The 24,825-nt window shown below is 50.0% G+C and carries 20 protein-coding genes; 8 read left to right on the top strand and 12 right to left on the bottom strand.

Features of this window, described 5'->3' with window-relative positions; translation table 11 throughout:
* The first annotated feature begins 96 nt into the window (after positions 1-96).
* Positions 97-486, top strand: coding sequence for a VanZ family protein (locus HF324_RS02350; protein WP_168809115.1), 390 nt, complete (start codon positions 97-99; stop codon positions 484-486).
* A 64-nt stretch (positions 487-550) separates the two neighbouring features.
* Here the strand turns inward: HF324_RS02350 and HF324_RS02345 are convergent, their stop codons facing one another.
* The 3 genes from HF324_RS02345 to prfA all read right to left on the bottom strand — a co-directional run bounded on the left by HF324_RS02345 (position 551) and on the right by prfA (position 3,616).
* Entirely contained in the window at positions 551-1,231 is a 681-nt protein-coding gene (locus HF324_RS02345; protein WP_168812082.1) for a YiaD family glycine zipper/OmpA-like lipoprotein, read from the bottom strand.
* A gap of 232 nt (positions 1,232-1,463) precedes the next feature.
* Positions 1,464-2,057 carry a hypothetical protein gene (locus tag HF324_RS02340; protein ID WP_168809113.1) on the bottom strand — a complete coding sequence of 198 codons (594 nt, stop codon included), beginning with the start codon at positions 2,055-2,057 and terminating at the stop codon, positions 1,464-1,466.
* A gap of 494 nt (positions 2,058-2,551) precedes the next feature.
* A complete protein-coding gene (gene prfA, locus HF324_RS02335; protein WP_078669360.1) occupies positions 2,552-3,616 on the bottom strand; it encodes a peptide chain release factor 1 in 1,065 nt (354 codons plus the stop codon).
* A 102-nt stretch (positions 3,617-3,718) separates the two neighbouring features.
* On the opposite strand from prfA, the gene HF324_RS02330 reads away from it, so the two are divergent.
* The 3 genes from HF324_RS02330 (at position 3,719) to HF324_RS02320 (ending at position 5,968) form a co-directional block, all read left to right on the top strand.
* Entirely contained in the window at positions 3,719-4,855 is a 1,137-nt protein-coding gene (locus HF324_RS02330; protein WP_168809110.1) for an amidohydrolase family protein, read from the top strand.
* A 10-nt stretch (positions 4,856-4,865) separates the two neighbouring features.
* Positions 4,866-5,024, top strand: coding sequence for a hypothetical protein (locus tag HF324_RS02325; RefSeq protein WP_168861855.1), 159 nt, complete (start codon positions 4,866-4,868; stop codon positions 5,022-5,024).
* Between the two features lie 65 nt (positions 5,025-5,089).
* Positions 5,090-5,968, top strand: coding sequence for a mechanosensitive ion channel family protein (locus HF324_RS02320; protein ID WP_168861854.1), 879 nt, complete (start codon positions 5,090-5,092; stop codon positions 5,966-5,968).
* 183 nt (positions 5,969-6,151) lie between these two features.
* Here HF324_RS02320 and HF324_RS02315 read toward each other — a convergent pair whose 3' ends face one another.
* The 4 genes from HF324_RS02315 to HF324_RS33505 form a co-directional block, all read right to left on the bottom strand.
* Positions 6,152-6,652 carry a thioredoxin family protein gene (locus HF324_RS02315; RefSeq protein ID WP_168809099.1) on the bottom strand — a complete coding sequence of 167 codons (501 nt, stop codon included), beginning with the start codon at positions 6,650-6,652 and terminating at the stop codon, positions 6,152-6,154.
* A 10-nt stretch (positions 6,653-6,662) separates the two neighbouring features.
* Positions 6,663-7,169, bottom strand: coding sequence for a MerR family transcriptional regulator (locus HF324_RS02310; RefSeq protein ID WP_246269386.1), 507 nt, complete (start codon positions 7,167-7,169; stop codon positions 6,663-6,665).
* A gap of 140 nt (positions 7,170-7,309) precedes the next feature.
* The gene (locus HF324_RS02305) at positions 7,310-8,086 is read right to left on the bottom strand and encodes a M23 family metallopeptidase (protein ID WP_258539401.1); all 777 of its coding nucleotides are present in this window, start codon (positions 8,084-8,086) and stop codon (positions 7,310-7,312) included.
* A complete protein-coding gene (locus tag HF324_RS33505; protein ID WP_258539400.1) occupies positions 8,083-8,280 on the bottom strand; it encodes a hypothetical protein in 198 nt (65 codons plus the stop codon). The genes HF324_RS02305 and HF324_RS33505 overlap by 4 nt, the downstream gene beginning before the upstream one ends.
* A 351-nt stretch (positions 8,281-8,631) precedes the next feature.
* On the opposite strand from HF324_RS33505, the gene alaS reads away from it, so the two are divergent.
* Both alaS and HF324_RS02295 read left to right on the top strand, forming a co-directional pair.
* Positions 8,632-11,253 carry an alanine--tRNA ligase gene (gene alaS, locus HF324_RS02300; protein ID WP_168861853.1) on the top strand — a complete coding sequence of 874 codons (2,622 nt, stop codon included), beginning with the start codon at positions 8,632-8,634 and terminating at the stop codon, positions 11,251-11,253.
* A 213-nt stretch (positions 11,254-11,466) separates the two neighbouring features.
* On the top strand, positions 11,467-12,474 hold the full coding sequence (locus tag HF324_RS02295) for a PDZ domain-containing protein (RefSeq protein ID WP_168809093.1): 1,008 nt from the start codon (positions 11,467-11,469) through the stop codon (positions 12,472-12,474).
* A gap of 81 nt (positions 12,475-12,555) precedes the next feature.
* Here HF324_RS02295 and HF324_RS02290 read toward each other — a convergent pair whose 3' ends face one another.
* The gene (locus HF324_RS02290; RefSeq protein WP_168809091.1) at positions 12,556-13,938 is read right to left on the bottom strand and encodes an aldehyde dehydrogenase; all 1,383 of its coding nucleotides are present in this window, start codon (positions 13,936-13,938) and stop codon (positions 12,556-12,558) included.
* A gap of 107 nt (positions 13,939-14,045) precedes the next feature.
* Here HF324_RS02290 and gatB point away from each other — a divergent pair, with 107 nt between their 5' ends.
* Both gatB and HF324_RS02280 read left to right on the top strand, forming a co-directional pair.
* Positions 14,046-15,497, top strand: coding sequence for an Asp-tRNA(Asn)/Glu-tRNA(Gln) amidotransferase subunit GatB (gene gatB, locus HF324_RS02285; RefSeq protein ID WP_168861852.1), 1,452 nt, complete (start codon positions 14,046-14,048; stop codon positions 15,495-15,497).
* 66 nt (positions 15,498-15,563) lie between these two features.
* Positions 15,564-16,727 carry a TlpA disulfide reductase family protein gene (locus HF324_RS02280; protein ID WP_220100661.1) on the top strand — a complete coding sequence of 388 codons (1,164 nt, stop codon included), beginning with the start codon at positions 15,564-15,566 and terminating at the stop codon, positions 16,725-16,727.
* A gap of 95 nt (positions 16,728-16,822) precedes the next feature.
* Here HF324_RS02280 and HF324_RS02275 read toward each other — a convergent pair whose 3' ends face one another.
* The 4 genes from HF324_RS02275 to HF324_RS02260 all read right to left on the bottom strand — a co-directional run bounded on the left by HF324_RS02275 (position 16,823) and on the right by HF324_RS02260 (position 24,810).
* Entirely contained in the window at positions 16,823-17,830 is a 1,008-nt protein-coding gene (locus HF324_RS02275; protein ID WP_168809087.1) for a M57 family metalloprotease, read from the bottom strand.
* Between the two features lie 207 nt (positions 17,831-18,037).
* Positions 18,038-19,663, bottom strand: a complete 1,626-nt coding sequence (locus HF324_RS02270; protein ID WP_168809085.1) for a RagB/SusD family nutrient uptake outer membrane protein — start codon at positions 19,661-19,663, stop codon at positions 18,038-18,040.
* Between the two features lie 11 nt (positions 19,664-19,674).
* Positions 19,675-22,803: a SusC/RagA family TonB-linked outer membrane protein gene (locus tag HF324_RS02265; protein ID WP_168861851.1), complete on the bottom strand. Its 3,129-nt coding sequence runs from the start codon at positions 22,801-22,803 to the stop codon at positions 19,675-19,677.
* A gap of 573 nt (positions 22,804-23,376) precedes the next feature.
* On the bottom strand, positions 23,377-24,810 hold the full coding sequence (locus HF324_RS02260; RefSeq protein WP_168861850.1) for a SusD/RagB family nutrient-binding outer membrane lipoprotein: 1,434 nt from the start codon (positions 24,808-24,810) through the stop codon (positions 23,377-23,379).
* Positions 24,811-24,825 lie beyond the last annotated feature (15 nt).

Below are 24,825 nucleotides of genomic sequence, written 5' to 3'. Positions count from 1 at the left end.
CGCCAACTGATATTTCATATAGAAAAGACAACAGGAAGCGCGTTCCGCACGCCTGTTGTCTTTTTTTTCGGACAACGTTAATCGATTTACTGGATCATGAACATCTGGAAATACTACCTTCCTGCCACCGTATGGATTATATTGATCCTCATATTGTGTACCCTGCCCGGCAACGATATCCCCTCCAACTCTTTTTTAACAAAAATTCATTTCGATAAGATCGTTCATTTCGGTCTGTTCGGCGGTATTGTATTGTTCCTCAGCCTGGGCGTGTACTGGCATTACAAACAGATATCTTCCCGCACACTATGGCTGTTTGTGGCACTGGCAGCTATTTACGGCTTCATTATAGAACTTATCCAGAAATACTGGGCCATCGGCCGCAGCTTCGACGGGTATGACATCATAGCGGATACGCTGGGCGCCATCGCCGGCGTGTTTGTGTTCCAACTCGTACGCTACCTGTTTTTCAGACAGCCTAAATAAAAAATCCCCCTGGAACCAGGGGGAATGTATATCTGCTTATGAGAAATATGTGTATTTAATATCTTTATTGCTGACCGGCTTCTTTCTTCGCGTCCACTTTCATCTTGTCGTTAGCGAAGATAGAGAATTCAACACGACGGTTTTTAGCGCGGTTAGCTTCTGAGTCGTTCGGAACTTTAGGCTGGCTTTCACCATACCAGAAACCCTGGATACGGTTGGCAGCAACGCCTTGTGTTTTCAGATAAGCCATTACGCTGTTGGTCCTTCTTTCAGACAGGCCCATGTTGTAAGCGTCAGTGCCTTTGTCATCAGTGTGACCTTCCACACGTACGTAAGTGTCCGGATATTTGTTCAGGATCTGTGCCAGCTGCTGGATGCTTTCCTGGGCAGCAGGAGACAGGTCGGACTTATCAAAACCGAACAATACGCCTGCATCAAAAGTCACGTTAATACCTTCCCCTACACGTTCAACGGTTGCGTTCGGCACTTCATTTTTGATTTCCTGTGCCTGCTTATCCATTTTTTTACCAATCAGTGCACCACCAGCGCCACCGATAGCAGCACCAATAATAGCGCCCAGGGCAGTGTTACCGGCTGCTTTACCGATGATCGCACCGGCAGCAGCACCACCGCCTACACCGATAGCAGCGCCTTTTTTAGTATTATCCATGCTCTGCCAGGTGCTACAGCTAAACAACATGGTTACTGATAAAACCAGGGCTACCAGAACATTGAGTCTTTTCATCATAGTAATTTTAAACATGAAGGTTATTATATATAATTCAGGATGACAAATGTAAGTCGAAAATTGGGAAACAAATACTTTGCCAGTTTCTATAAGGTATCCATAACTAATTGAAATATAAATATAAACAAACATTAAAAAAACACAAGCAATCCTTTTATAATCAAATAATTATATGTGACATGCTTGTGTTTCTGACGTTATGAATACATCCGGAAAAGTAAACAACAAATTAACCCAAAAGGTTCTTGAGCATACCGCCGATACCGCCGCCGGCATCGTTGCCGCCCTGCTGTTGCTGGCTGGCGCCATTGGAGAACAGGCCGGAAAGATCGCTCAGGTCCACTTTACCATCGCCGTTTTTATCCAGGCCGCCGGACAGCTGGCCCAGCACGCCCTGCAGATCGATACCATTGGCTGCGCCGCCGGTCAGTGAACTGAAGATGCTGTTGAGGCTGAAATTACTGTTGGACGGGTCGTTGGTCTTATTTACCAGCGATCCTAATACCGCCGGTATCAGGGAAGCTGCCAGCTGGGTGGCCGCCCCTTTGTCCAGGTTGAATTTCTCGAGCAGCGTTCCAACAAAATTATTGGAGATATTACCTACCACCGGGTTGTCCTGGGTGGTGCCGGTAGCCGACTGGCCGCCCAGCAGGGACAAAACGCCTTCGGTGTTCCCGTTGGCCAGCTCCTGTTGCAGGCCGCTGGCAATAGATTCTGTGGCAGCGCCGATCACTGCTTCATTCTGTTCATTGGGCACAGCAGGGTTATCAACAACAGTGCTCTGTGCATTTTCCCGAACAAGTTGCATTAATTGCTCTAACATCTTAATATGGATTTTATGGAAGAAAAAATGTCGTGGTTTAAATAGTAGTTTAAACAGCGGTTTAAACAGTGACTTAAATAAATGTAAGATTATTCCGGTAGCCCACCAACTCGCAAAGCGAGGGAAGGGAGCAAAGAGCGCGAAGGAGCGGAACCCCAAACAGAGACCTAAGCGGAGTTGCCCGCAAAGGCGCCAAGCAGCAAAGGCGCAAAGGATATAAAAGAGAGCGAAGAAAATCACATCATTTTGTGTTCTCTTCGCTCTATTAATTCTTTCTTAAATCTTATTTGATCTTATTATATCTTATTAGAGTCTCTTCAATCTCATCAGATCTTATTCAATCTCATCAGATCTTATTCAATCTTATCAGATCTTATTCAATCTTAATTAATCTCAATAAGCTTAGCGTCTTTGCTGCTTAGCGCCTTTGCGGGCAACTCCGCGCCGATCTTCGCACCTTTGCGCTTCTTTGCTCACTTCCCTCCTTTGCGTGACTAGCTGCCTTGTTTCAGCTTCTCCGCATTCTCTGCAAACTGCAGTGCATCTACCATATCCTTGATTTCCCCGTTCATGAAAGCGTCGAGGTTATACACGGTCATGCCTATACGATGGTCTGTAACACGGCCTTGCGGATAGTTATAGGTACGGATTTTTGCGGAACGGTCGCCGGTAGACACGAGGCTCTTACGCTGGGAGGCTATGGCATCTTCATGTTTGCGGACTGCGGCTTCATAGATGCGGGTACGCAGCATCTTCATGGCTATCTCACGGTTGGAGTGCTGGCTGCGGCCTTCCTGGCATTCCACTACCACGCCGGTAGGGATGTGGGTAAGCCTCACCGCAGACTCGGTTTTGTTTACGTGCTGACCGCCAGCGCCGGAGGAACGGAAAGTGTCCATTTTAATATCCGCTTCGCGCACATCCACATCCACCTCCTCAGCTTCGGGCAGCACGGCCACGGTAGCGGCGGAAGTGTGCACACGGCCGGCTGCTTCCGTGGCAGGCACACGCTGTACGCGGTGTACGCCGGATTCAAATTTCAGGGTACCATATACGTCGTCTCCGCTGACTTCTATCACCACCTCTTTAAAGCCGCCGGCGGAACCGGGGGTTTCGTTCAGCAGGTTGGTGCTCCAGCCTTTGGTTTCGCAGAAACGCAGGTACATGCGCATCAGGTCGCCGGCAAAGAGGCTGGCCTCATCACCACCGGTACCGGCGCGTATTTCAAGGATGGCGTTTTTCTCATCCTGGGGGTCTTTGGGGATCAGCAGGTTACGGATCAGTTCTTCCTGCTCCTGCTTCTGCTCCTGCAGCGCTTCCGTTTCGGCTTTGGCCAGTTCGCGCATCTCTTCGTCGCCACTGTCCAGCACTTCCTTGTTGAAGGCAATATTGTCCAACAGCTTCCGGTAGGCATCATATGCCTTCACGATCTTCTCCAGCTGCCGGTATTCCTTGCTAAGCTGGCCAAATTTTTTGTTGTCGCTTACCACTTCCGGGTTGGTCAGTGCCAGCGCCACCTGTTCAAAACGGCCTTTTATCGCTTCGAGTTTGTCTATCATAATTATCTTTGACTTTTGAGTATCCCTTCCGGAAAGACGGCAGGTGATGCTACTAATCGGGTTGCAAAATTAACACCATTCATTTAATTAAATATCAGGTTGTTGAAACAGATCAAATTAAAAGGGAAAGATATATTCGACGGCGAGCGGTTCCTGGGGCCCGGCCATGTCCTGGTATTGGATGAAAACGGCGTAGTGACGGGCATTGTAGCGGAAAATACCGCCGGCGCCGGTGTCCGGGAACTGGACGGCATCCTCTGCCCGGGATTTGTTAATACCCACTGTCACCTCGAACTTTCGCATATGAAAGGGGTGATCCCTGAAAAAACCGGGCTGCCCGCCTTCCTCACCCGGGTGATGGAAAACCGCAACAGCGGCCATGACCAGGCTGCGGCCATCGCCGCGGCGGAGCAGGCCATGTGGGAGGCCGGGACCGCCGCAGTAGGGGATATCTGTAACGGTCCCGCTACGGTGCCCCAAAAGCGCCACCAGCGCCTCTACTACCATACTTTTGTAGAATGCATGGGCGTAGCCGAAGGCAGCGCGGCCGCCCGCTATCAATACAGCCTGGAAGTACTCCAGGCTTTCCGGGATATCCCCGGCCACAGCGCCTCCATCGTGCCACATGCACCCTATTCGGTGAGCAGCGCGCTTTTCGGGCTGCTGGCGCAAACGCCGCACAACACGCCCGTGAGCATCCACAACCAGGAATGCGCCGCGGAAAATGAGCTGTATAACACCAACACCGGCGACTTTCTCCGGTTTTACGCCCATTTCGGCATGGACGCCGGCAGCTTCCGGCCCACAGGCACCAACAGCCTCGAAGCCTATCTGCCCCGCTTTGCCCGCAACAAAATCCTGCTGGTACATAATACCTATACTTCCGCCGCCGATATCCGGTTTGCCCTGCAACAGCCCGTGGAAACCTGGTGGTGCCTCTGCCCGCAGGCCAATTTGTATATTGAAGACCGGTTGCCCGACATCCCGCTGTTTCGCGAAGCAGGATGTAATATTACCCTGGGCACCGACAGCCTGGCGTCCAACCACCAGCTGTCTGTCTGGGAGGAGATAAAGACCATACAGGCCCATTACCCTGGCATACCGATGGAAGAACTCCTGCGCTGGGCAACCAGCAACGGCGCCAAAGCCCTCGGCATCGACAGCCGCTACGGCAGCTTCGGGACCGGTATGCAGCCAGGCGTAGTGCTGATTGCTGACGACACCAAACGTATTATCTAGAATTAACCATATGAATGATTTCCTGAACCAGGTCATCCTGGACAACCCCGTAAGGGACTACCTCGTACTGATCGGGGTACTGCTCTTCGTATCTTTTGTCAAACGCTATGTATCCAAAGGGATGGCCGCCATCCTGTTCCGCCTCGTACGCCGCTGGTCCCCCAGATAGAGGAAAAAGACTTCGTCAGCCTGCTGCTGCGGCCACTGGAGTACTTCCTGTTGCTGGTCACTTTTATGCTGACCATCGACCGGTTTACTTTTCCCCAGGTGCTTAACGTACACCTGTACAACAAAGCCACCCTGAAGGACCTTACCGATACGCTGCTGGCGCTGGCTTTCAGCATGAGCATCATCTGGATCATGCTGCGCCTGATCGACTTCATCGCGCTGGTGCTGGAAAAGAAGGCCGATCTCACGGAAGACAAAACAGACAACCAGTTTATTATCTTCTTCCGCGATTTCTTTAAAGCGATCGTCTTCATCATGGGCGCCATCGCCTTTATCAGGATCCTTTTCGGCCCGTCGCTGGTAGAGAAGATCATCGCAGGCCTTGGTATCGGTGCGGCAGCCCTCGCCCTCGCCGCCAAAGAAAGCATCGAGAACCTGATCGGCTCCTTCATCATTTTCTTTGACAAGCCTTTCCGTGTAGGCGACAGCGTAAAGGTAGACAGCTACCAGGGCACCGTGGAGAAGATAGGGCTGCGCAGCACCCGTATCCGTACGCTGGAAAAGACTTTTGTGACCGTACCCAACAAAAAAATGGTGGACAGCATCCTGGACAACCTGTCCCTCCGTACGCAGCAGCGGGTGGCCATGCGCCTTGAGATAGGCTCGGAAGCGCCTGCCGACAAAGTACTGAAGGTGCTGGACGACATCCGGAGCCTCCTGCAAAATAATTCCAACGTATTGCCCGGCTTTACAGTGAACCTGAACGATTTCACCAAGGACACCTATATCGTGCAGGTTATCTTCAATACTTATATTATCGACGGTAACCAGTATGCGGCCCTGCGGGAAAAAGTGAACCTTGCCATTATAAGGCTGCTGGCAGAAAACGAGGTAAAACTGCCCACCACGTCCACCAATGTGACATTTGGGAATTTGGGAAGTTAGAAATTTTGATATTTGGTTATTTTGATATTTGGAAGTTTGCGCGGACTGTTTTCAGGCTTAAAAAACTTGCACCATCAAAAATATCAAAATAACCAAATATCAAAATTCCTAAATTCCTAAATGAAGAAGGCCTGTTGACAAACATCAACAGGCCTTTATTTACTTGGAAGTTCTTTAAACGGGTTATTCTTTTTCTTTCTTGGAGCTGTTCAGCAGGATGCGGGACAGGTCTGCTTCCACGGATTCTTTCGGCGCGCCTACGATACGGCCTACTTCGCTGCCATCGCGGTAAACGATCACAGTAGGCAGTTTTTTTACTTTATAGTCGGTAGGAGCGTCTGTCTGCATTTTCTGATCGGCGCCAAACATCAGCACCTGGTCTTCCGGGCTGCCGGCGGTGATCATCACCTTATACAGTTCAGGAACTACCTTGCGGCTGGTTTCGTCCCAGGTGCCCATTACCACCACCAGGTTATAATTGGTACGGTTGGATTTAATGTAATTGAGCATATTATCGTTGGGCTGATAGCTGTTCACCCCTTTATAAAACCAATCGGTAGACTGGTCCTGCATCAGGGTTTTCATTTCAATTTTGCCTTTGATCACTTTATCGTTTCCATTCTGTGCCCAGGCCATTGTAGAAAAAAGCAGGCCGCCTCCCAGTAGTAATGTTTTCAAGCGCATAAACATGTTTTTATAATTGATCTTTCAGTTCGGTTAAAAAGCCACGTACTTTTAGCAAAGCCTGTACCATTTCGAAATTTCGGGCTGCCAGCTTGAGATCTTCCTTTAGTTTTTGCTTAGCCCCTTCGATGGTATATTTTCTTTCCCGCAGCAGATGGTAGATCAGTTTGAGGTGCTGGATGTCTTCCTGACGGAACAGCCGGTCCCCCTTCCTGTTCTTTTTGGGTTGAAGAATATCGAATTCATTTTCCCAATAGCGTATCAGCGACGTATTTACCCGAAACATGGCAGCTACCTCACTGATTGAATAATATTGCTTATCCAGCACTAATTTGTCCAACTCCATAATCAAGTCTGGGTCTTCCGATACCTCTTTCAATGATTTACGTCCCCGCTTTTTACCAGGCTGTCTGGGTACAGCTATGGCCTTCTTCACTTTTGCTTTTACAGCACCTCCCGCAGTCTCCGGTACCGGGTGGGGAGTTCCAGGTGTGGAAAAGAGGTCTAACTGTTGCATAACGGTAAAAAACGGTGAAAAATATTCTTTACGGGAATGAAGTTAAGCTTTTCATAGCAAGCTTACCGCTTTTATCCTCCGGAAAAATATCATTTACCTGTTACAACGCATTAAAACCTAAGCACTAACGGCACCGGGCATTAGTCGAACGACTGGTTGCCGGACCGGGCCATCTTCAGCATGCGGTCAAATTGTTCGGGGGTGAGGTCATTAAAGAAGAAGTACACCGGGTCAACTTTTTCTCCGTTTTTAATGACTTCATAGTGGCAGTGGGGGCCGGTGGATTTACCGGTGCTGCCTACCCAGCCCAGTACGTCGCCGCGTTTAACGGCCTGGCCGGTCTTCACCTTCATGCGGAGCATGTGGCCATATAATGTTTTATACCCATATCCATGCCTTACGATCACGTGGTTGCCGTAGCCCACGTCGCTCAGGCTGGCCTCTTCCACCGTGCCGTCGCCGGTTGCGTAGATAGGAGTGCCGCTGGGCGCTGCAAAGTCAAGCCCCGCGTGATACTTCATGGTTTTATAGATTGGGTCGATGCGGTATCCGAAACCGGAGGCGATGTGCTTCAGGTCTTTGTTGGCCACCGGCTGTATGGCCGGGATGGATGCCAGCATCTGTTGTTTGTTTTTTACCAGGTTATCGATTTCCTCGTAGGATTTTTCCTGTGTTTTGATACGGTTGGTCAGTTCTTTCAGCAGGATGCCGGTAGAAGCGATGATTTCACTGCTGGCAAAGGATTGCAGCTGGGCAGCCTCCTCATCACGGTTGATTTTGCCCTCCCGTGCGCTGTCGGGGATGGGAGAGGCCTCAAATATCACCCGGTAAATTTCATTGTCACGTTCTTCCAGTTCCGCCAGCTTTCCCCTCATTTCCTTCATACGCCCCTGCATGGCTTCATATTTTTCCTTCATCCCCTCCAGGTCGCGGCGCAGCGACTTTTCCTTGGGGAATCCACCACCCGGTAAGCCACAGACAGAAAGATCGCCCCGGTAACAATGGCAGCAGACACAAACCCGAGTATCCTCAGGATCTTCACCCGCAGGGATACTACGAGCTTCTCATATTTTAATGTTTGGGTGTTGTAAAAATATTTAACCTTCTTCATGCACCGGGTGTACTTTACGCTGGCTTACAGCTGTGAACGCTGTTTCAGCAGTTTTATTTCATGAGGTCCAAACAAGCGGATGGCCGTTTTTGCGTTATTTTCTGTCCACATTAACTTTTTTGCCGGGTAACACAACCTGTTTTGAATAATCATACAGGTTTCAATATTTTTGCACTCCCTGTAAACCGTCGGAAAATAAGGCGCACAAACCTAATGTAATTAGATTAAAACATCAACCTTTTGAATGTCAATTTTCTAACTACTTTATAATGGCTTGATAAACAACATAAAAACGTCCATTTTTCCCATTTACATGGCAATAAAAATACATATTAACTCGCATCCATATTTATGACAGCATCTGAGATAAGACAGCAATTCCTGGATTTTTTTGCGTCGAAAGGACACCAGATCGTTCCTTCTGCCCCTATCGTGATCAAAAACGATCCCACCCTGATGTTCACCAACGCGGGCATGAACCAGTTTAAAGACTACTTTCTGGGCAACAAAACGCCGGCCCACCCACGGGTGGCGGACACGCAGAAATGTCTCCGGGTAAGCGGCAAACATAACGACCTGGAAGAAGTAGGTATCGACACCTATCATCACACCATGTTCGAAATGCTGGGTAACTGGAGCTTTGGCGACTATTTTAAGAAAGAAGCCATCGCCTGGAGCTGGGAGCTGCTGACAGAAGTGTACAAAATCCCGAAAGACAAACTCTATGTCACTGTTTTTGAAGGAGATGCGAGCGAAAACCTGCCTAAAGACGAGGAAGCTTTTAACTTCTGGAAAGAACATATTTCAGAAGACCGTATCCTGCTGGGCAACAAAAAAGACAATTTCTGGGAAATGGGCGACACGGGTCCATGCGGCCCCTGCTCCGAAATACACGTAGACTGCCGTCCTGACAACGAAAGACAGGCCATAGACGGTAAAACGCTGGTCAACGCAGACCATCCGCAGGTAATCGAAATCTGGAACAACGTATTCATGCAGTTCAACCGCCTGAAGGACAAATCCCTCGAACCACTGCCAGCCAAACACGTGGACACCGGCATGGGCTTCGAACGCCTGGTACGCGTACTGCAGGGTAAAACCTCCAACTACGACACCGACGTGTTCATGGGCACCATCCATACCACCGAACAGCTCACCGGCAAAAAGTACGAAGGCGCCGACACCCGCAAAGACGTGGCTTTCCGCGTTATCGCCGACCACATCCGCGCCATCTCCTTCACCATCGCCGATGGCCAGCTGCCGTCCAACACCGGCGCCGGTTACGTGATCCGCCGCATCCTGCGCAGGGCCGTACGTTACTATTTCTCTTTCCTCGATGTGAAAAAACCGCTCCTGCACGACCTCGTGCCGGTACTGGCCGCCCAGTTCTCCCACGTATTCCCCGAACTGCAACAACAGGTGGACTTCGTGAAGAAAGTGGTATTTGAAGAAGAGAACAACTTCCTGCGTACCCTCGAAAGCGGTATCCGCCGGATCGAAGACTTTATGCAACAGCAGGCAGCCGCCAAAGTAGTGGACGGCCAGACCGCCTTTGAATTATACGATACCTACGGTTTCCCGTACGACCTTACCACCCTTATCGCCTCCGAAAACGGTTTCTCCGTAGACGAGCCAGGCTTCAAAGCCGCGATGCAGCAGCAGAAAGACCGCTCCCGCGCCGCTACCGCCATCGATGCCGGCGACTGGGTAGTCCTGGACGAAACGCCGGATTCCGTATTCATCGGTTACGAGCAACTGGAAAGCAACACCAAACTACTGAAATACCGCACCGTAAAAGCCAAGGGAAAAGAGCAGTTCCAGCTGGTACTGGGCCAGACCCCTTTCTACGCTGAAAGCGGCGGACAGGTAGGCGATACGGGCGTACTCCACTTCGGCGACGAGGCCATACACGTAACCGACACTAAAAAAGAAAACAACCTGATCATCCACTTTGCCGATAAACTGCCAGCCAATCCCGCTGCGAAAGTAAAAGCAACAGTAACGAAAGATAAGCGCCATAACACCGCGCGCCACCACTCTGCTACCCACCTGCTGCACGCCGCACTGCGCCAGGTGCTGGGAACACACGTGGCACAGAAAGGCTCGCTGGTGAACGCTGAAGCGCTGCGTTTCGACTTCTCCCACTTCGCCAAAGTAACCGATGAAGAAATGGCACAGATTGAAGCGATCGTTAACGAAAAAATTCGTCAGAACATCCCGGTAGTGATCAAGGAACTGCCGAAGGAAGAAGCGCTGCAACTGGGCGCCATGGCACTCTTTGGCGAGAAATACGGCGATGTGGTACGGGTAGTGATCATGGACCCTGCCTACAGCGTAGAGCTCTGCGGCGGTACCCATGTGGCTACCACCGGAGAACTCGGCCTGTTCAAGTTTGTGTCTGAAGGAGCAGTAGCTGCCGGCGTACGCCGCGTGGAAGCCGTTACCGGCGCGCAGGCAGAAGCTTTCGTAAACGAACAGCTGCAACAACTCAAAGCAATCAAAAACGCCCTGAAAAATCCCAAAGAACTGGTGAAAACAGTGGAAACACTGGTGCAGGACAAATCTTCCCTCGAAAAACAAGTGGAAGCCCTGGAACTGGAAAAAGTGCGCCAGCTCGCTGCCGGCCTGCGTGACAAGGCAGAGAACATTAACGGCGTCAATTTCCTTGGACTGGTGGTGAACGTCAGCAATGCGGAAGGCCTTAAACAACTGGCCCTCCAGCTGAAAAACGACATCCCCGGCCATGTACTGCTGTTTGCCGCCAACATCGGCGGTAAAGCCAGCGTTGCCCTCAGCATCGCAGAGGAGCTGGTGACAGCCAAAGGATGGGAAGCGCCGAAAATCATCAAAGAAAAAGTAGCTCCCCTGATCAAAGGCGGCGGCGGCGGTCAGAAGTCCTTTGCCACCGCAGGCGGCCAGGAAACAGACAAACTGGACCAGGTAATTGCCGCAGTGAAAGCACTCCTCGGATAAATTCATTTTTCATATTAACCAGGAAAGCCGGCCCAAAAGAGCCGGCTTTCTTTATTTGATACCTTAGCCTTCTGCGCTGTTACCCCCGGCTGAAGCCAGAGGAAAAAATTTTAACAATTCATCTGGTGACCGTCGTCACCTGGCAGGCAGTTTTAACTTTTTCTTACCTCTTACCCCTGTTAATTTTGTAACACTCAAAAATCAAACTGACATATGAAAAACGTACTCAGAAATTTTACCCTCGCAGGCTTTGGTTGCCTCGCCGTGAGTGTGGCCGCCGCACAAAGTCCGGGTGCATCCTCCAAAGATAAAATGGGCGAGTATGATGAAATCGTCATTAAAAACAAAAGCAACAAAGGCGGTAAAGTAACCGTGGAAATCAAAGACGGCGACATCCTGGTAGACGGCAATAAGCTGGACCAGTACAATAATCCGGACATCTCTGTTTTCCGCCGCAAGATCACGCCGATGAATGGCAATAACTTCAGCTTCGGCGGCCCTTCCCGCGGAGAAATCCAGCTCTTTAACAGTGACGGAGACGACGAAGGAGAAGAAATGCCTGTCTCCGGCAACAAAGCCGTGCTGGGCGTTATCACCGAAAAAACCACCGCGGTGGGCGCTACCGTAAAATCCGTGGCTCCCGGCAGCCCTGCGGAGAAAGCGGGCCTTAAAGTGGGCGACGCCATCACAAAAATCAATGATGAAACCATCAACGAACCGAAAGAGCTGTTTGAAACCATCGGCCGTTTCAAACCCGGCGATAAAATAACAGTATCGTATACACGCAATAACAAACAAAATAAAGCCACCGTTACGCTGGATGAAAGAAAGGAAGACGCCTTTGGCGGCATTTTTAACATGCCCCGCAAAAGAGGCGAGATGTTCGCTTTCCCCATGCCCCGCGGCAGACAGGGCTTCGGCGGTTTTGAAAGAGCGGATGACGGCGTAAAACTGGGCATACAGGTACAAGACACCGATGACGGCGATGCTGCACAGGTGATCAATATGACACCAGGGTCTCCTGCTGAAAAAGCCGGCTTCAAAATCAACGACCTGATCACGGAAATGGCCGGCAACCCCGTAAAATCAGCCCACGACGTGGCAGAAATTTACCGTGACAACCGCAACAAGGGAACAATAACAGCTACGGTTAAACGAAATGGTCAGACACAGACCATCAGCATTAAAATTCCAAAGAAACTGCATACCGCAGATCTTTAAAATAAGTACTTTTTTCTTTTGGGTTTAATTATACAGGCGGGGAGGCTGACCATCACAGGTCAGTCTCTTCGTTTTTCCGTATTATTTCATGATCTTTTTCAGCAGCCCGAGTTTATTTTTAAACGGCGGATATTTCACCGGCACATCCAGCCAGGTAGCGGTTTTCAGCATCCCCTTGGCATGGGTGAACGTGTCAAAACTATAACGGCCGTGGTACTGCCCCATACCACTGTATCCCGCTCCGCCGAAAGGCAGTTCCGGATTGGTAAGGTGTACCAGCGCATTGTTCACGCAGCCGCCGCCAAAGCGTACCTGTTCTATTAACGCTTTCTCTGTTTTTTTGCTTTTGGTGAAGACATATAACGCCAACGGATAGGGGTTTTTCTTAATCGCCTGTATTGCCTGCGGCAGTGTCTCAAAAGTGAGCACCGGCAACACCGGGCCGAAGATTTCTTCCTGCATCACCGGATCGTCCCATTCCACCCCTTCCAGCAGGGTAGGGGCTATATACCGCTTGTCACGGTCAGTCTGGCCGCCATGCAGCACCCGTCCTCTTTTCAGATAGGCAGCTACCGCATCGAAACGGCGGATATTGATCATGCGGGCATAGTCGTGGCTGGCGGCAGGATTTTCGCCGAAGAACTCCTCAATGGCCTCTTTCAGGGCGGCCAACAGCGGCTCTTTTATTTTATGATGTACCAGCAGGTAGTCCGGCGCCACACAGGTTTGTCCGGCATTCCAGAACTTGGACCAGACGATTCGTTTAGCCGCCACCTTCACATTCACTTTTTCGTCCACCACACAGGGTGATTTTCCACCCAGCTCCAGCGTCACCGGGGTAAGGTGCGGCACGGCCATTTCCATGATCTTTTTGCCCACAGGGATGCTGCCGGTAAAAAACACATGGTCGAACCGGAAAGCCATCAGGGCGGGGATAACGGTGCTGCCGTCTCCTTCTACCACGCTGATATAGGCAGGATCAAAGGTTTCTTTGATCAGTTCCGTAATGACTGTCGCGGTATGCGGCGCCAGTTCGGAAGGCTTCAGGATGGCGCAGTTGCCACCGGCGATAGCCCCTACCAGCGGGCTGAGCTGCAGCATAAAAGGGTAATTCCAGGGCGCTATGATCAGCGTCAGCCCCAGCGGCTCGCGATACACCCGGCTGCTGCTGGGATAAGTGACAAAGGGGGAAGTCACCACCTCCGGTTCCATCCACTGTTTCAGGTTGGCCGCTATGTAGGCGATTTCCTCATACAGGAATCCGACTTCGCTGCTGTAGGCTTCCAGCGGATGTTTATGGAGGTCCCGTTTCAGTGCTTCGAGAATACGGGGCTCATAGCGCTGAATGGCTTTTTTCAGCTTTTGCAGCATCGCTTTTCTGAAGGCATAGGGGCGGGTCACTCCGGAATCGAAATAGTCGTGCTGGGCATTGTACAGCTGACTGATCTGGGCATTGCTGATCATAGGGTAAAAATTTAACCTTTATCTGTCTCAAGTTAGGCATTTCCGGGCATGAAATAGGTCGGAAACCCAGCATTATTTGAATATATTTGCGATAATCAGTACGGATTATGAGCGATATCTATAGCAAATATGAGACAGTGATAGGGCTGGAAGTACATGCCCAGCTGCTTACCGAGAGCAAACTGTTCTGCAGTGACAGCGCGGCCTTCGGCGGGGCGCCCAATACCCATATCAGCGCCATCTCCCTGGCCCATCCCGGCACGCTGCCCCGGATGAACCGCAAGGCAGCCGAATATGCCATCAAACTGGGCCTCGCCTGCCATTGTGAAATAGAAAAAGATAATTATTTCGCCCGTAAGAACTACTTCTATCCTGACCTGCCCAAAGGTTACCAGGTATCCCAGCACACCGCCCCCATTTGCAAGGGAGGTTATGTACCGGTGGTGACCGATGCCGGCAGCCGGCAGATACAACTTAACCGTATTCACCTGGAAGAAGACGCAGGCAAGCTGCTGCACGACCAGGACCCGGCCAACAGCTACGTGGATTATAACCGCGCCGGCGTGCCGCTCGTGGAAATCGTGAGCGAACCGGACATGCATACCAGCGATGAAGCTTATGCTTATCTGACCGAACTGCGGCGGCTGGTACGTTATCTCGGCGTATGCGACGGTAATATGGAAGAAGGCAGCATGCGCTGCGACGCCAATATCTCCGTGCGCCTCAAAGGCGTTACCACCTTGGGCACCAAGGTGGAAGTGAAAAATATGAACTCCATCCGCAACGTAAAGCGGGCCATCGATAACGAAGTAAAAAGGCAGATAGACCTGCTGGAAGCCGGCGGCACCCTGGTACAGGAAACCCGCAGCTTCGACGCAGCCACCGGCAACTCCTTCTCCCTGCGCTCCAAAGAGGAAGCCAACGACTACCGTTACTTCCCCGAACCTGACCTGGCGCCGTTCCATCTCACCGATGAGTTTATTGCCGCCATCAGGGCCACGCTGCCCGCACTGCCGGAAGAACTGATCCTTAAATACACCACCGTCTACGGCCTGCCGGAATACGACGCCCGCGTGATCTGCGACGATAAAGGCACTTCAGACTACTTCGAGAGCCTGACCGCCGTTACCACGCAATATAAAGCAGCCGCCAACTGGATGCTGGGCCCCGTTAAATCATGGCTCAACGAACATTCGGAAGATATCTCCCGGTTCCCGGTGCCCCCTGCAGCCCTGGCAGCGCTGATCCATCTCACCGACAGCGGAAAGGTAAGCTTCTCCATCGCCTCCTCGAAGATATTGCCGGAGATGATTACCGCCACCACCGAAGACCCGCTGGCCATCGCCACACGGCTCAACCTCCTGCAGGACACCAACGCCGACAACATCAGCCCCATCATTGATGAGGTGCTCGCCAAATACCCCGATAAGGTAGCTGCTTTCCGCAGTGGCAAAAAAGGCCTGATGTCGCTGTTTGTAGGAGAAGTGATGAAACTGTCCAAAGGCAAGGCTGATCCCCGGCTCACCAACGAACTGCTGGCCGAAAAACTGAAAGGATAGCCGCTTTGAAGATATTTAGCTAATATTGACAGTTGAAAGGCTCAGAAAACGATAAAAAATAGTAGCATGAAAAAATACTTATTGTGGATGTCCGTAGCAGCTTTCCTGGCCGGATGTGCCGGACAGCAGGAAAAAGGAGAATTTAAAATCGAGGGACAATTCAGCAATCTTCCCCTCGGACCTGTAGTACTGGAAGAACTGACGCTGGAAAACCTGAAAGTGGTGGACTCCACCAATGTAAAAGATGCCAGCGGTAAATTTACCCTGAAAGGTATGGTGCCCGAACAAGGCCTCTACCGCATCCGTTTTGATAATGGCAAATTCGTTCTGCTGGCGCTCGACGCAGGCGATATGAAACTGACAGGCGATGTCAACGACCTCGAAACCATGAAGATTACAGGCTCCGAGGCAACGGCTGAACTGCAGCAGTTCCTGCAGAACGTCAGCAAACAGTCTATCGCCCTGACAGAAGAAATGCGCAAGGTAGACAGCCTCCATAACGCCAAAGTAGCAGACAGCGTGCTCCAGCCGCAACTGGAAGCCATCCAGAAAAAAGAAAAAGAATTTGAACAGGACTTCTTCGCATTTGCCGAAAAAACAAAAAACCCGGCCAACGCCGTATTCGCTATCAGCCAGGTGAGAAGCCCGGAAGAAATTATCGCACACAAACAGGCGATCGCCGGTTTAACGACCCGCTTTCCCAAAAATACACTGGTGAAAAGCATGACCGATAAAATCGCTGAACTGGAGAAAAATAACCAGTTAAGCGCCGGTGATGCAGCTGGTGGCGATGACGAAGCCTCAACAGCCGTTAAAGTAGGCATGGAAGCCCCTGACTTCACGCTCCCTGACCCTAACGGAAAAATGATCAGCCTGAAATCCCTGCGCGGTAAATATGTACTGCTCGATTTCTGGGCCAGCTGGTGTGGTCCCTGCCGTGAGGAAAATCCAAACGTAGTGAAAGCTTTCCAGCAGTTCAAAGGCAAAAACTTTACAGTGCTTGGCGTGTCTCTGGATAAAACCAAAGATCAGTGGCTGGCCGCTATCGCTAAAGACGGCCTCACCTGGAACCATGTCAGCGACCTGAAATTCTGGGACTCTTCCGTAGTGCCGCTGTATGGCATCAATGCCATTCCTACCAACTTCCTCCTGGACCCGCAAGGTAAAGTGATCGCCAGCGACCTCAGAGGCGACGCACTGACTGCCAAACTGCAGGAAGTACTGAAGTAATATTTTCCCGATATATTTATAAACACGCTGGCCGGCTTGATATCAAGCCGGCCAGCGTGTTTATATTCTTACGGAAACAATTTGCTTTTAACAGCTCATACAGGATCTATCGGACAAGGAGATGTGCTGGTATGAACGTAGTTGACACTTTGAGAACCATCACTAAAAATATACACATAGGTACACCTGTAGGTATTACCCTGCTTGATAGCGCTAACTATCTTTTTGGTGCCTACTTCGCAAATGCCATTGACTACCTTGGTACCTTCGGAACCGCATCCATACAGGTAATTGAGGGCCGTAGCATCATTGGTTGTAAAAGGACGGGCATCGTAGCGACCTACACAGGCCAGCATCCAGCTGTTTTGATCCGGCCCGGCAGGCGTTCCCGGGATTTGTACGGAGCCAACGCTGCCCGGGTCTTCCGGTTGATTGGGATCTCCATAACAGCTAAAACTGATATCGGTATAGTCCGTATGCCGGAAACCGATACAATGCCCAATTTCATGCGCAATAATACCTGTCAGGAATCCAACCGTATAATCACTACCGATATATCCCACATTCATCCGGATGGTATTGGCCGGATTTCCGCTACCGTCCGGATAACCTGAATTACCGAGCACTTTATCCGGTAAGACAGCTGCTATGACGGAGATAGTGGCGTTACTCTGCACCCTGGAAAAATGTAATTTTAAATGCAGGTCATTATACCTTGCAATAGCTGCGTCTACAGCCGCAATATAATCGGCAGGCATGTTGGCCGCCGAAATAGTGATTTCACGGGTGCCGGCGCCGCCCAGCCCCCCTACATTTACCAACGCATTGGTCCTGTAGTGTTCTGTCTCGGCAATATGTAATTTCAGTCCTTCATTTTTTCTGTCAAGATCTTTTTCTGTGAGAAAAATATCACCTTCGACGATATAACCGTCCTTCACTTTTATCACACCTTTTTTACTAAAGCCGAGCGCAGATATTTTAGCCAATACATTGGCGGAAATGTCTTCTTTAGCGGGCATATCGTCATTTTTGCTTTTCTGGCAGGCGAAGAAAAGGATGCAGGCTAATAAACAACAGGCCACAGCGGCCATCAGAGTCTTCATAACAATTCGGTTTTTTGAGTTAGGGAAAAACAATTCAGTACAAAAGAATTAACAATACAATCTTTATAAAGATACAATAACCAGGAAGATGATCAAAGATCAAAAACAAGGTTAGTTATCTAGCTTATAAAAAAGTCCCGGGAGGAATCCCGGGACAAATGTTAACTGAATATATGTTACTCATCATCTATTGCTATGGAGAATTTGCTAGTATTCAGGATTCTGCTTCAGATTAGGATTGGAAGCAGTTTCAGTGGATGGAACAGGCCAGATAAAACGGAAGTCCGTATAGGAGATCGCGTTATAGCTGGGTTTTACCACTGGTTTAGTGACCACATTGTAATCACTGCCATCTGTTTTAAGATCACTCTTCAGCACCTTGGCAGGAATACCTTTCGCAGAATATACCGGATCCAGCGCCAGGCGGTGGATATCCGGCCAGCGGCGTCCTTCGCCGGCAAATTCAACACGACGCTCGTTCAGGATGGCCAGCATCATATCTGCCGGAGGCGTGGTGATCCTGTTTGGACTGGCAGCAGGCAGGGACCTGTTACGTACCGCATTGTACAGGGCAAAAGCCTGAGCGGTATTACCAGTACGGGCATACGCTTCCGCAGCATTCAGCAGCACCTCCGCATAACGGATAATAGGCGCCCAGTCGGACTTATTGAGCCCATCGCGGTATTTATAGCTGAAGTAGTAGTTATCCACCGGCTTGCCGTCTTTGGTAGTCGTTTGTTTGATCTGCAGCAATGATCTCCGCAGGTCGTCTTCCGCCCAGAACGCAGCATTGTACAGGTTAGGACTGGTAGCTACCAGGCCGCGGCCACCGCTGGTGGAGGGCAGGAACATGGAAGGCAGGGCGCCGTTGGTGTCTCCATTGGCCAATGCACTGTTCGCAATAGAGAAAACGGACTCGCTGTTTTTATCGTTCTTGGTGAATGGTTCGTCGGGACTGGCAGCCAGTGCATATCCGTTGACCGGGCTGTTGAAAGACGTTCCGGCAGCAGCAGTACCCAGTTTGGTACCTTCTGCAATAACACCGGTATAATCGCCTTTGTGCAGCTTAACTCTCATTTTGAGAGCAATAACCGCTCCTTTTGTAGCGTGGTTATACCCGAATTTCGTACTACCGTTCAGGTTAGCTTCTGCGAAATCCAGGTCGGCCAGCAATTTGTCGTATGCTTCTGCGACCGTGCCTCTGCCTACTTTCAGCGCTTCGTCTATTTTTGAAACCGAGTTCATCGCAATGGTACGGTAGGGGATCCCCACTTCACCGCCATTTTTGGAAGCATAAGGCCTGCAGAAGTGGATCAGCAGTTCATGATGGGCCAAAGCGCGCAGGAAGCGTGCTTCGGACTCCAGCTGCAGCGCCTTGCCGGAAGAGATAATTCCCGTTGTTGCAGCAGCCTGCGCCCCTTCAATGAAGGTATTTGCCTGGTTGATCAGCGCATACAGGTTCACCCACATATTGACGTTGTTGGCAGACGTGGGGGAATACTGGGCTTTATAGGTGATCTCATAAAACCCTTCGAGGTTGATCATATCTTCCCCTCTCATCTCGCCCTGCTCAATGGAAGCAGCGCCGAAAGGATAACCCCGGCCGGCGGTATAGCTATCGTTGTAGCTACCGATGGCAGCAGCGTTATACACGCCGTTCAATGCAAGCTCCACCTGCGCAGAATCCTTAAAAACAGTATTGTCCGCCAACTGGTTCTTAGGAGTGAGTTCTGTGAACTTGCTGCAGGAAGACAAACCGGCTGCTATCAGCAGCACTCCCGCTACAACCCTGGTAATGTTTCCGTTATATTGATATCTGAATTTCTTTGTCATGATGCTAAATTTTACAGTCCAACATTAATACCGATAGTGTAGGTACGCGGCATCGGGTTTGTGTTAAAATCCAATCCCGGCTCAGTATTCACACGGGTACCGCTGTAGGCGTTCAGTTCCGGGTCCATACCGGAATAGCTGGTGATCACAAAGGCATTCTGCACCTGAGCAAACACCCGGATATTGCTCAGACGGATGCTTTCCACGATACGCTTTGGCACGGTATAGCCCAGGCCAATGTTCTGAGCACGGATAAATTTACCATCTTCAAGGAAGCGGCTGGATACGTTGCCATTCTGTAACACGAAGTTGTCAGAACCCTGATACAGTTTAGGCACATCCGTTACCTGTCCTGGCGTAGTCCATCTGTTGAGCAGTTCTTTACCGGCATTCTGGAACTTCTGGTTGTTCAGTGCTTCCTGGCGGGTAATGTTATACACTTTGTTGCCACCGGCGAAAGACAGGAAGATGTTCAGGTCAAAACCCTTGTAGGTAAAGGTGTTGGTCAAACCACCATAATAAGTAGGCGTTGATCTGCCCAAAACGCGTTTATCCGTCGCCGTTAATGCTTCTGCTTTCTTGCTCATATCTTCCGGCTTGGACGGATCATAAGCGTAATAGGCGCTGGATTTGAAATCACCCTGTACGATAGTTCCATTAGCCTTCCGCCACAGCGGGTTACCGTTAGCCGGATTTACACCAACTGATTCATAACCATAGAAGCTACCCACGGATTCTCCTACTCTGGTGATGTTATAGGCGTACACCATATCGGCGTTGTTTACCAGTCCGGTCACTTCGTTTTTCACAAAGGAGATATTAAAACCGGTGCTCCAGGTAAAGTCCTCGCGCTGAATATTGGTACTGTTCACAGAGAACTCAAAGCCTTTGTTATACATTTTACCGATGTTACGGTTGATAACATTGGGTTTACCGGCGCCGGGGATACCCAGGGAAGGAGGCGTAGGAGCCGCCAGCACCATACCATCGATGTCATTTTTGAAGTACTCGGCAGTGATGTTGATCCTGTCTTTCAGCAGTCCCAGGTCCAGGCCGATGTTGGTTTTTTTGCTGGTTTCGAAAGACAGTTCAGGGTTGTACAGCTGATTGTAAGCCAGTGCCAGGTCATTACCGTACAGCACTGTTTTGTAAGTACCGGCATAAGGGTAAGACCCGATTTCCACGTTACCTACTTTCGCATAGCCACCTCTGATTTTCAGGTTGCTGATAAAGCGCAGTGCGTCGGAATTGCGGAAGAAATTTTCCTGTGACAGTCTCCATCCTACGGAAACACCCGGCAGATCAGCGTTCTGATTGCCCGGAGGCAGGGAAGAGATGGCATCGCGACGGAAGGTACCGGATACGATGTAGCGGTCCAGGTAAGCATAGGTAGCCCTTACGAAGTAAGACTGGAAAGCGCGTTCGATGATATCGCCACCGATTGTTTGGGTGCCGGCGCCGTTAGTGATCACGTTGTTCTGTCCGAAGAAAGCACTGGTAAGGTTGGTACCGTTGGCAGAGAAGCTGCGCTCTCTGGTTTTCTGGTACTCGAGGCCCGCTACCGCGTTGATGTTATGGCTGCCCAGTTGTTTATTATAGGTGATGGTATTTACCCAGTTGTACCGGAAGCTGGGAATAGCCTGCTGGAATACGATACCTTTTGAGTTACGGCCATCTCCGTGAACGGGGTTCCAGTATTGGAAGTCTTCACCATTCAGCGCGTTGATGCCGATCTGTGTCCGCACATCCAGTCCTTTGATGATCTGTACATTGGCAAATGCGTTACCGGTCACGTTCAGGTTCTGGTTACGATAGATGTTGTTATCTATTACGTACAGGATATTGGTATAGTTGTCGGTGATTTTTTCTGTGTTGGCGCCGCTGCCCAGTACCTGTTTATCGGCGCTGAGGTTGTAGGTGCCGTCGTTCCATTTGGCCGGTACGTTAGGCAATGCACGCAGTGCGTTGGTAATGTTACCGGAAAGGCCGGAGGTGCTGTTATTAAGACCGTTGTTGGTGATATGGGACACATTGGCATTGATACCTACGGTGATCACGTCCAGCGCCTTTTGTTCCAGTTTGAAACGCGCCTGGTATTTACGCTGGCTGTTACCTACGGCAATACCATTCAGCTCAGTGTAACCCATGGAAACGTAATAGTTGGTTTGCTCATTGGCGCCGCTGAGAGACAGGGCATGGTTATGCTGGAAGCCGGTACGGGTAACGATCTTCTGCCAGTCGGTATTATAGTTGCCACCAGCCGGGTTAGGAGTGGGGAAAGCTACGGCAGCTTTGCCTACGTTTGCATATTTTTCGTTAGCGATGGTCACAAATTCATCAGCATTCAGCAAATCGAAACGTTTGGAAGGCGTTGCAGCGGCAAACCAGTTATCGTAGGTGATCCTGGATCTTCCGAGTTTACCTCTCTTGGTGGTGATAAGGATCACGCCATTGGCGGCACGGGAACCGTAGATAGCTGTTGCGGCGCCATCTTTCAGCACTTCCATGCTTTCAATGTCATTGGGATTGATATCCCCCAGCGGGTTGTTAGGGGTAACGCCGCTCTGGTTGCCGGTGATATAAGGCACACCGTCGATCACATACAGCGGATCAGCGCTGCTGGTCAGTGAGTTGGTACCGCGGATGCGCACGCGGGCGGCCTGGCCGAGGATGCCGCTGGGCACCGCTACCTGTACGCCTGCCACCTGGCCTGCCAGCTGGCGGTCTACGCTGGAATTGGCCTGGTTGGTCAGTGCAGTGCCTTTAATGCTGGACACCGCAGCGGTAAGGTTTTTCCTTTCCACGGTTCCATAACCTACTACGACTACTTCACTCAGGCCTTTTTCATCCCTTGCCAGTTTTACATCTACATTGTTTTTACCGGCAATGCTCACCTGCTGGGTAGCATAGCCCACAAAAGAAAGTTCCAGCGCAGCAACTTTTCCTTCTACTTTCAATTGGAATTCACCGGTAGCATTTGTAACGGTGCCGTTAGTACTACTAACAATTCGTACGGTAACACCCGGCAAAGGCGCGCCATCCTTTGCATCGGTCACTTTACCGGAGATTGTTCGTGTTTGCGCCAGCGCCTGTAACGCGCTGAGAGCCACAAACAGCCAGAGAAGCAATCCTTTCTTCATAAGCGATTTTGATTTGAGAAATGTAACTGATAACAAAAAGTTCAGGCATGGAGGTGCCGATAAGCACCAATGCACTTATAAAAAAACATTCAGGCAAACGAAATCCTATACGCAGCGATAGCTGCGTTTTAATAACAACAAAACGACTAGCCGGAAAATTTTTCCGTAGAAAATTTAATTCAGATTAAATAAGCAAAACCAATTTTTAGTTGACATGATATCCGTCACACCTACGACGATATATTTTAATTTACCCTCTATGCAAATACCAAGAAAAACTTAATACTACAGCGGTGTTGGCGCGTTTATGTCAACAGGAAAAGTGAAGAAAAGGCTGGTCAGGCGTTTTCTCATAAGCATATACCGAAAACCAATTTTTATTACCGATTTAGATTTCAATTACACCTCTCAGATTCTGGTCCACATGATCATTATTCACGATCAGGGGCCAAATATAGTAAAAGCTACCAGTAAACAAGTAGCACGTTCGTGTTAGTTCAGGGAGGGAAGGGGCAAAAGAAAAGGCTGTCCGAAATGGACAGCCTTTTCCCGGTTATCTGAAAAAGCGGTTGATTATTCTGTGCCGCCGGCCCACCAGATTTTGTTCTTAAAGATATTTACAGTAGGAACATTGGCGCCGTTGTTGGACGTTTCGCTGGTAGGGTAAGGGAATCTTTCCACAAAACCATAAGCAGCGTTGGTGTTATTCGGATTGTTCAATGTCGGGATCCTTGTTCTGCGGTAATCGTTGTAAGCTTCAATTGCCTCAGCTTCATAGAACGCGATGTACTTCTGAGTCAGGATCTCTTTCAGGTTTGCGGCCTGTGTGGTACCCAGTAAAGGAACGACTTTGTTGGTATAATAATCTGTTCCTCCAGCTACACCATGGTAGGCAAAGCTGGCTTCCACAGCTGCCTGTAAAGCGGGCCTGAAGTCCTGACCTTTTTTAGCGAGCAGTTCTGCCTCGATAAACTTCACCTCATGATAGCTCATCAGCGGAGTAGGCGCTGTATTGTTCTGGGAGAGTTTCGATGTTGAGTAGCGTGTTCCCTGGCTTTCCAACGCGGTACCGTTAGGAGCCGGCACAATAACACCTCCTTTCAGTGTATCGAAATAGGTCTTCATGCGGGGATCGTTACGCAGGTTCATCAGATCATACAAGGTCTTGCTGGTAGACAGTCCGTTTCTGTCCCACAGGTGCTGAAACCAAGGGTTCTCTCCGGTTGCGGTAGGCTGGTACTTGTTGAAAACAAATGCATTCTCTGCCTTATCGATACCCTTAGGCAGGCAGGCCAGCGCTTTGTCTGCAGCATCGGGCATCACGCCTGTCAGGTGAAGATAATACCGCATTTTAAGGCTCCACGCAGCTTTAACCCATCTGTCCATCTTCCCTTCGTGAATAAGGTCGTTCTGCTTAATTTTATTGATAATACCCTGGTCCACCGGTTTGGCAAAATTAGCAATGGCAGCGTCCAGGTAAGGAATGATCACCTTAGTATAAATGTCCTGTTGTTTATCATATTTCGGATGACGGTTATCCAAACCTTTCAGTGCTTCGTTAAAAGGCGCCTGCCCCCACATATCTGTCACAATTGCCAGATTGTAAGCCATCAGCACCTGCCCGATGCCAAGAGTAGCTGTATTTTCAGGTTCAGAACCACCCGGGGAGCATTTTTTAATAATGTCCTGCAGGATCATCATATTATCATAAACCGCGTTCCAGCTGTTATTCATCAGGGAAGATGCGGTCACGCCCACACGCATGTCTGCATCTCTCATCTGGCCGTGGGTACCTGTATTCAGTTCTACAAATACAGATGCATACCAGGCCATATCCGTACCGGTGGTACCAAAGGATGTCTCTGTAGTAACAGTAGGCAATTCGTTTGCTGCTAATACATTCTCTGCATCGTTCCGGTTCTTATTAATATCATCCATGATCTTGTCCGTACAAGCTGTAAAGGACAACGCGACCAACGGCACCATTATATATCTCCAATGTTTCATAATCAATGTGCTTTA

Source organism: Chitinophaga oryzae, from assembly GCF_012516375.2.
GTDB lineage: Bacteria > Bacteroidota > Bacteroidia > Chitinophagales > Chitinophagaceae > Chitinophaga > Chitinophaga oryzae.
This window is presented reverse-complemented; position numbering and strand designations above follow the sequence as displayed.

Bases quoted from the DNA above. Each gene is read 5' to 3' on its own strand.
- HF324_RS02350 (WP_168809115.1), top strand. From the start codon at position 97: ATGAACATCTGGAAATACTACCTTCCTGCCACCGTATGGATTATATTG.
- HF324_RS02345 (WP_168812082.1), bottom strand. From the start codon at position 1,231: ATGAAAAGACTCAATGTTCTGGTAGCCCTGGTTTTATCAGTAACCATG.
- HF324_RS02340 (WP_168809113.1), bottom strand. From the start codon at position 2,057: ATGTTAGAGCAATTAATGCAACTTGTTCGGGAAAATGCACAGAGCACT.
- prfA (WP_078669360.1), bottom strand. From the start codon at position 3,616: ATGATAGACAAACTCGAAGCGATAAAAGGCCGTTTTGAACAGGTGGCG.
- HF324_RS02325 (WP_168861855.1), top strand. From the start codon at position 4,866: ATGAATGATTTCCTGAACCAGGTCATCCTGGACAACCCCGTAAGGGAC.
- HF324_RS02320 (WP_168861854.1), top strand. From the start codon at position 5,090: ATGCTGACCATCGACCGGTTTACTTTTCCCCAGGTGCTTAACGTACAC.
- HF324_RS02315 (WP_168809099.1), bottom strand. From the start codon at position 6,652: ATGCGCTTGAAAACATTACTACTGGGAGGCGGCCTGCTTTTTTCTACA.
- HF324_RS02310 (WP_246269386.1), bottom strand. From the start codon at position 7,169: ATGCAACAGTTAGACCTCTTTTCCACACCTGGAACTCCCCACCCGGTA.
- HF324_RS02305 (WP_258539401.1), bottom strand. From the start codon at position 8,086: ATGAAGGAAAAATATGAAGCCATGCAGGGGCGTATGAAGGAAATGAGG.
- HF324_RS33505 (WP_258539400.1), bottom strand. From the start codon at position 8,280: ATGAAGAAGGTTAAATATTTTTACAACACCCAAACATTAAAATATGAG.
- alaS (WP_168861853.1), top strand. From the start codon at position 8,632: ATGACAGCATCTGAGATAAGACAGCAATTCCTGGATTTTTTTGCGTCG.
- HF324_RS02295 (WP_168809093.1), top strand. From the start codon at position 11,467: ATGAAAAACGTACTCAGAAATTTTACCCTCGCAGGCTTTGGTTGCCTC.
- HF324_RS02290 (WP_168809091.1), bottom strand. From the start codon at position 13,938: ATGATCAGCAATGCCCAGATCAGTCAGCTGTACAATGCCCAGCACGAC.
- gatB (WP_168861852.1), top strand. From the start codon at position 14,046: ATGAGCGATATCTATAGCAAATATGAGACAGTGATAGGGCTGGAAGTA.
- HF324_RS02280 (WP_220100661.1), top strand. From the start codon at position 15,564: ATGAAAAAATACTTATTGTGGATGTCCGTAGCAGCTTTCCTGGCCGGA.
- HF324_RS02275 (WP_168809087.1), bottom strand. From the start codon at position 17,830: ATGAAGACTCTGATGGCCGCTGTGGCCTGTTGTTTATTAGCCTGCATC.
- HF324_RS02270 (WP_168809085.1), bottom strand. From the start codon at position 19,663: ATGACAAAGAAATTCAGATATCAATATAACGGAAACATTACCAGGGTT.
- HF324_RS02265 (WP_168861851.1), bottom strand. From the start codon at position 22,803: ATGAAGAAAGGATTGCTTCTCTGGCTGTTTGTGGCTCTCAGCGCGTTA.
- HF324_RS02260 (WP_168861850.1), bottom strand. From the start codon at position 24,810: ATGAAACATTGGAGATATATAATGGTGCCGTTGGTCGCGTTGTCCTTT.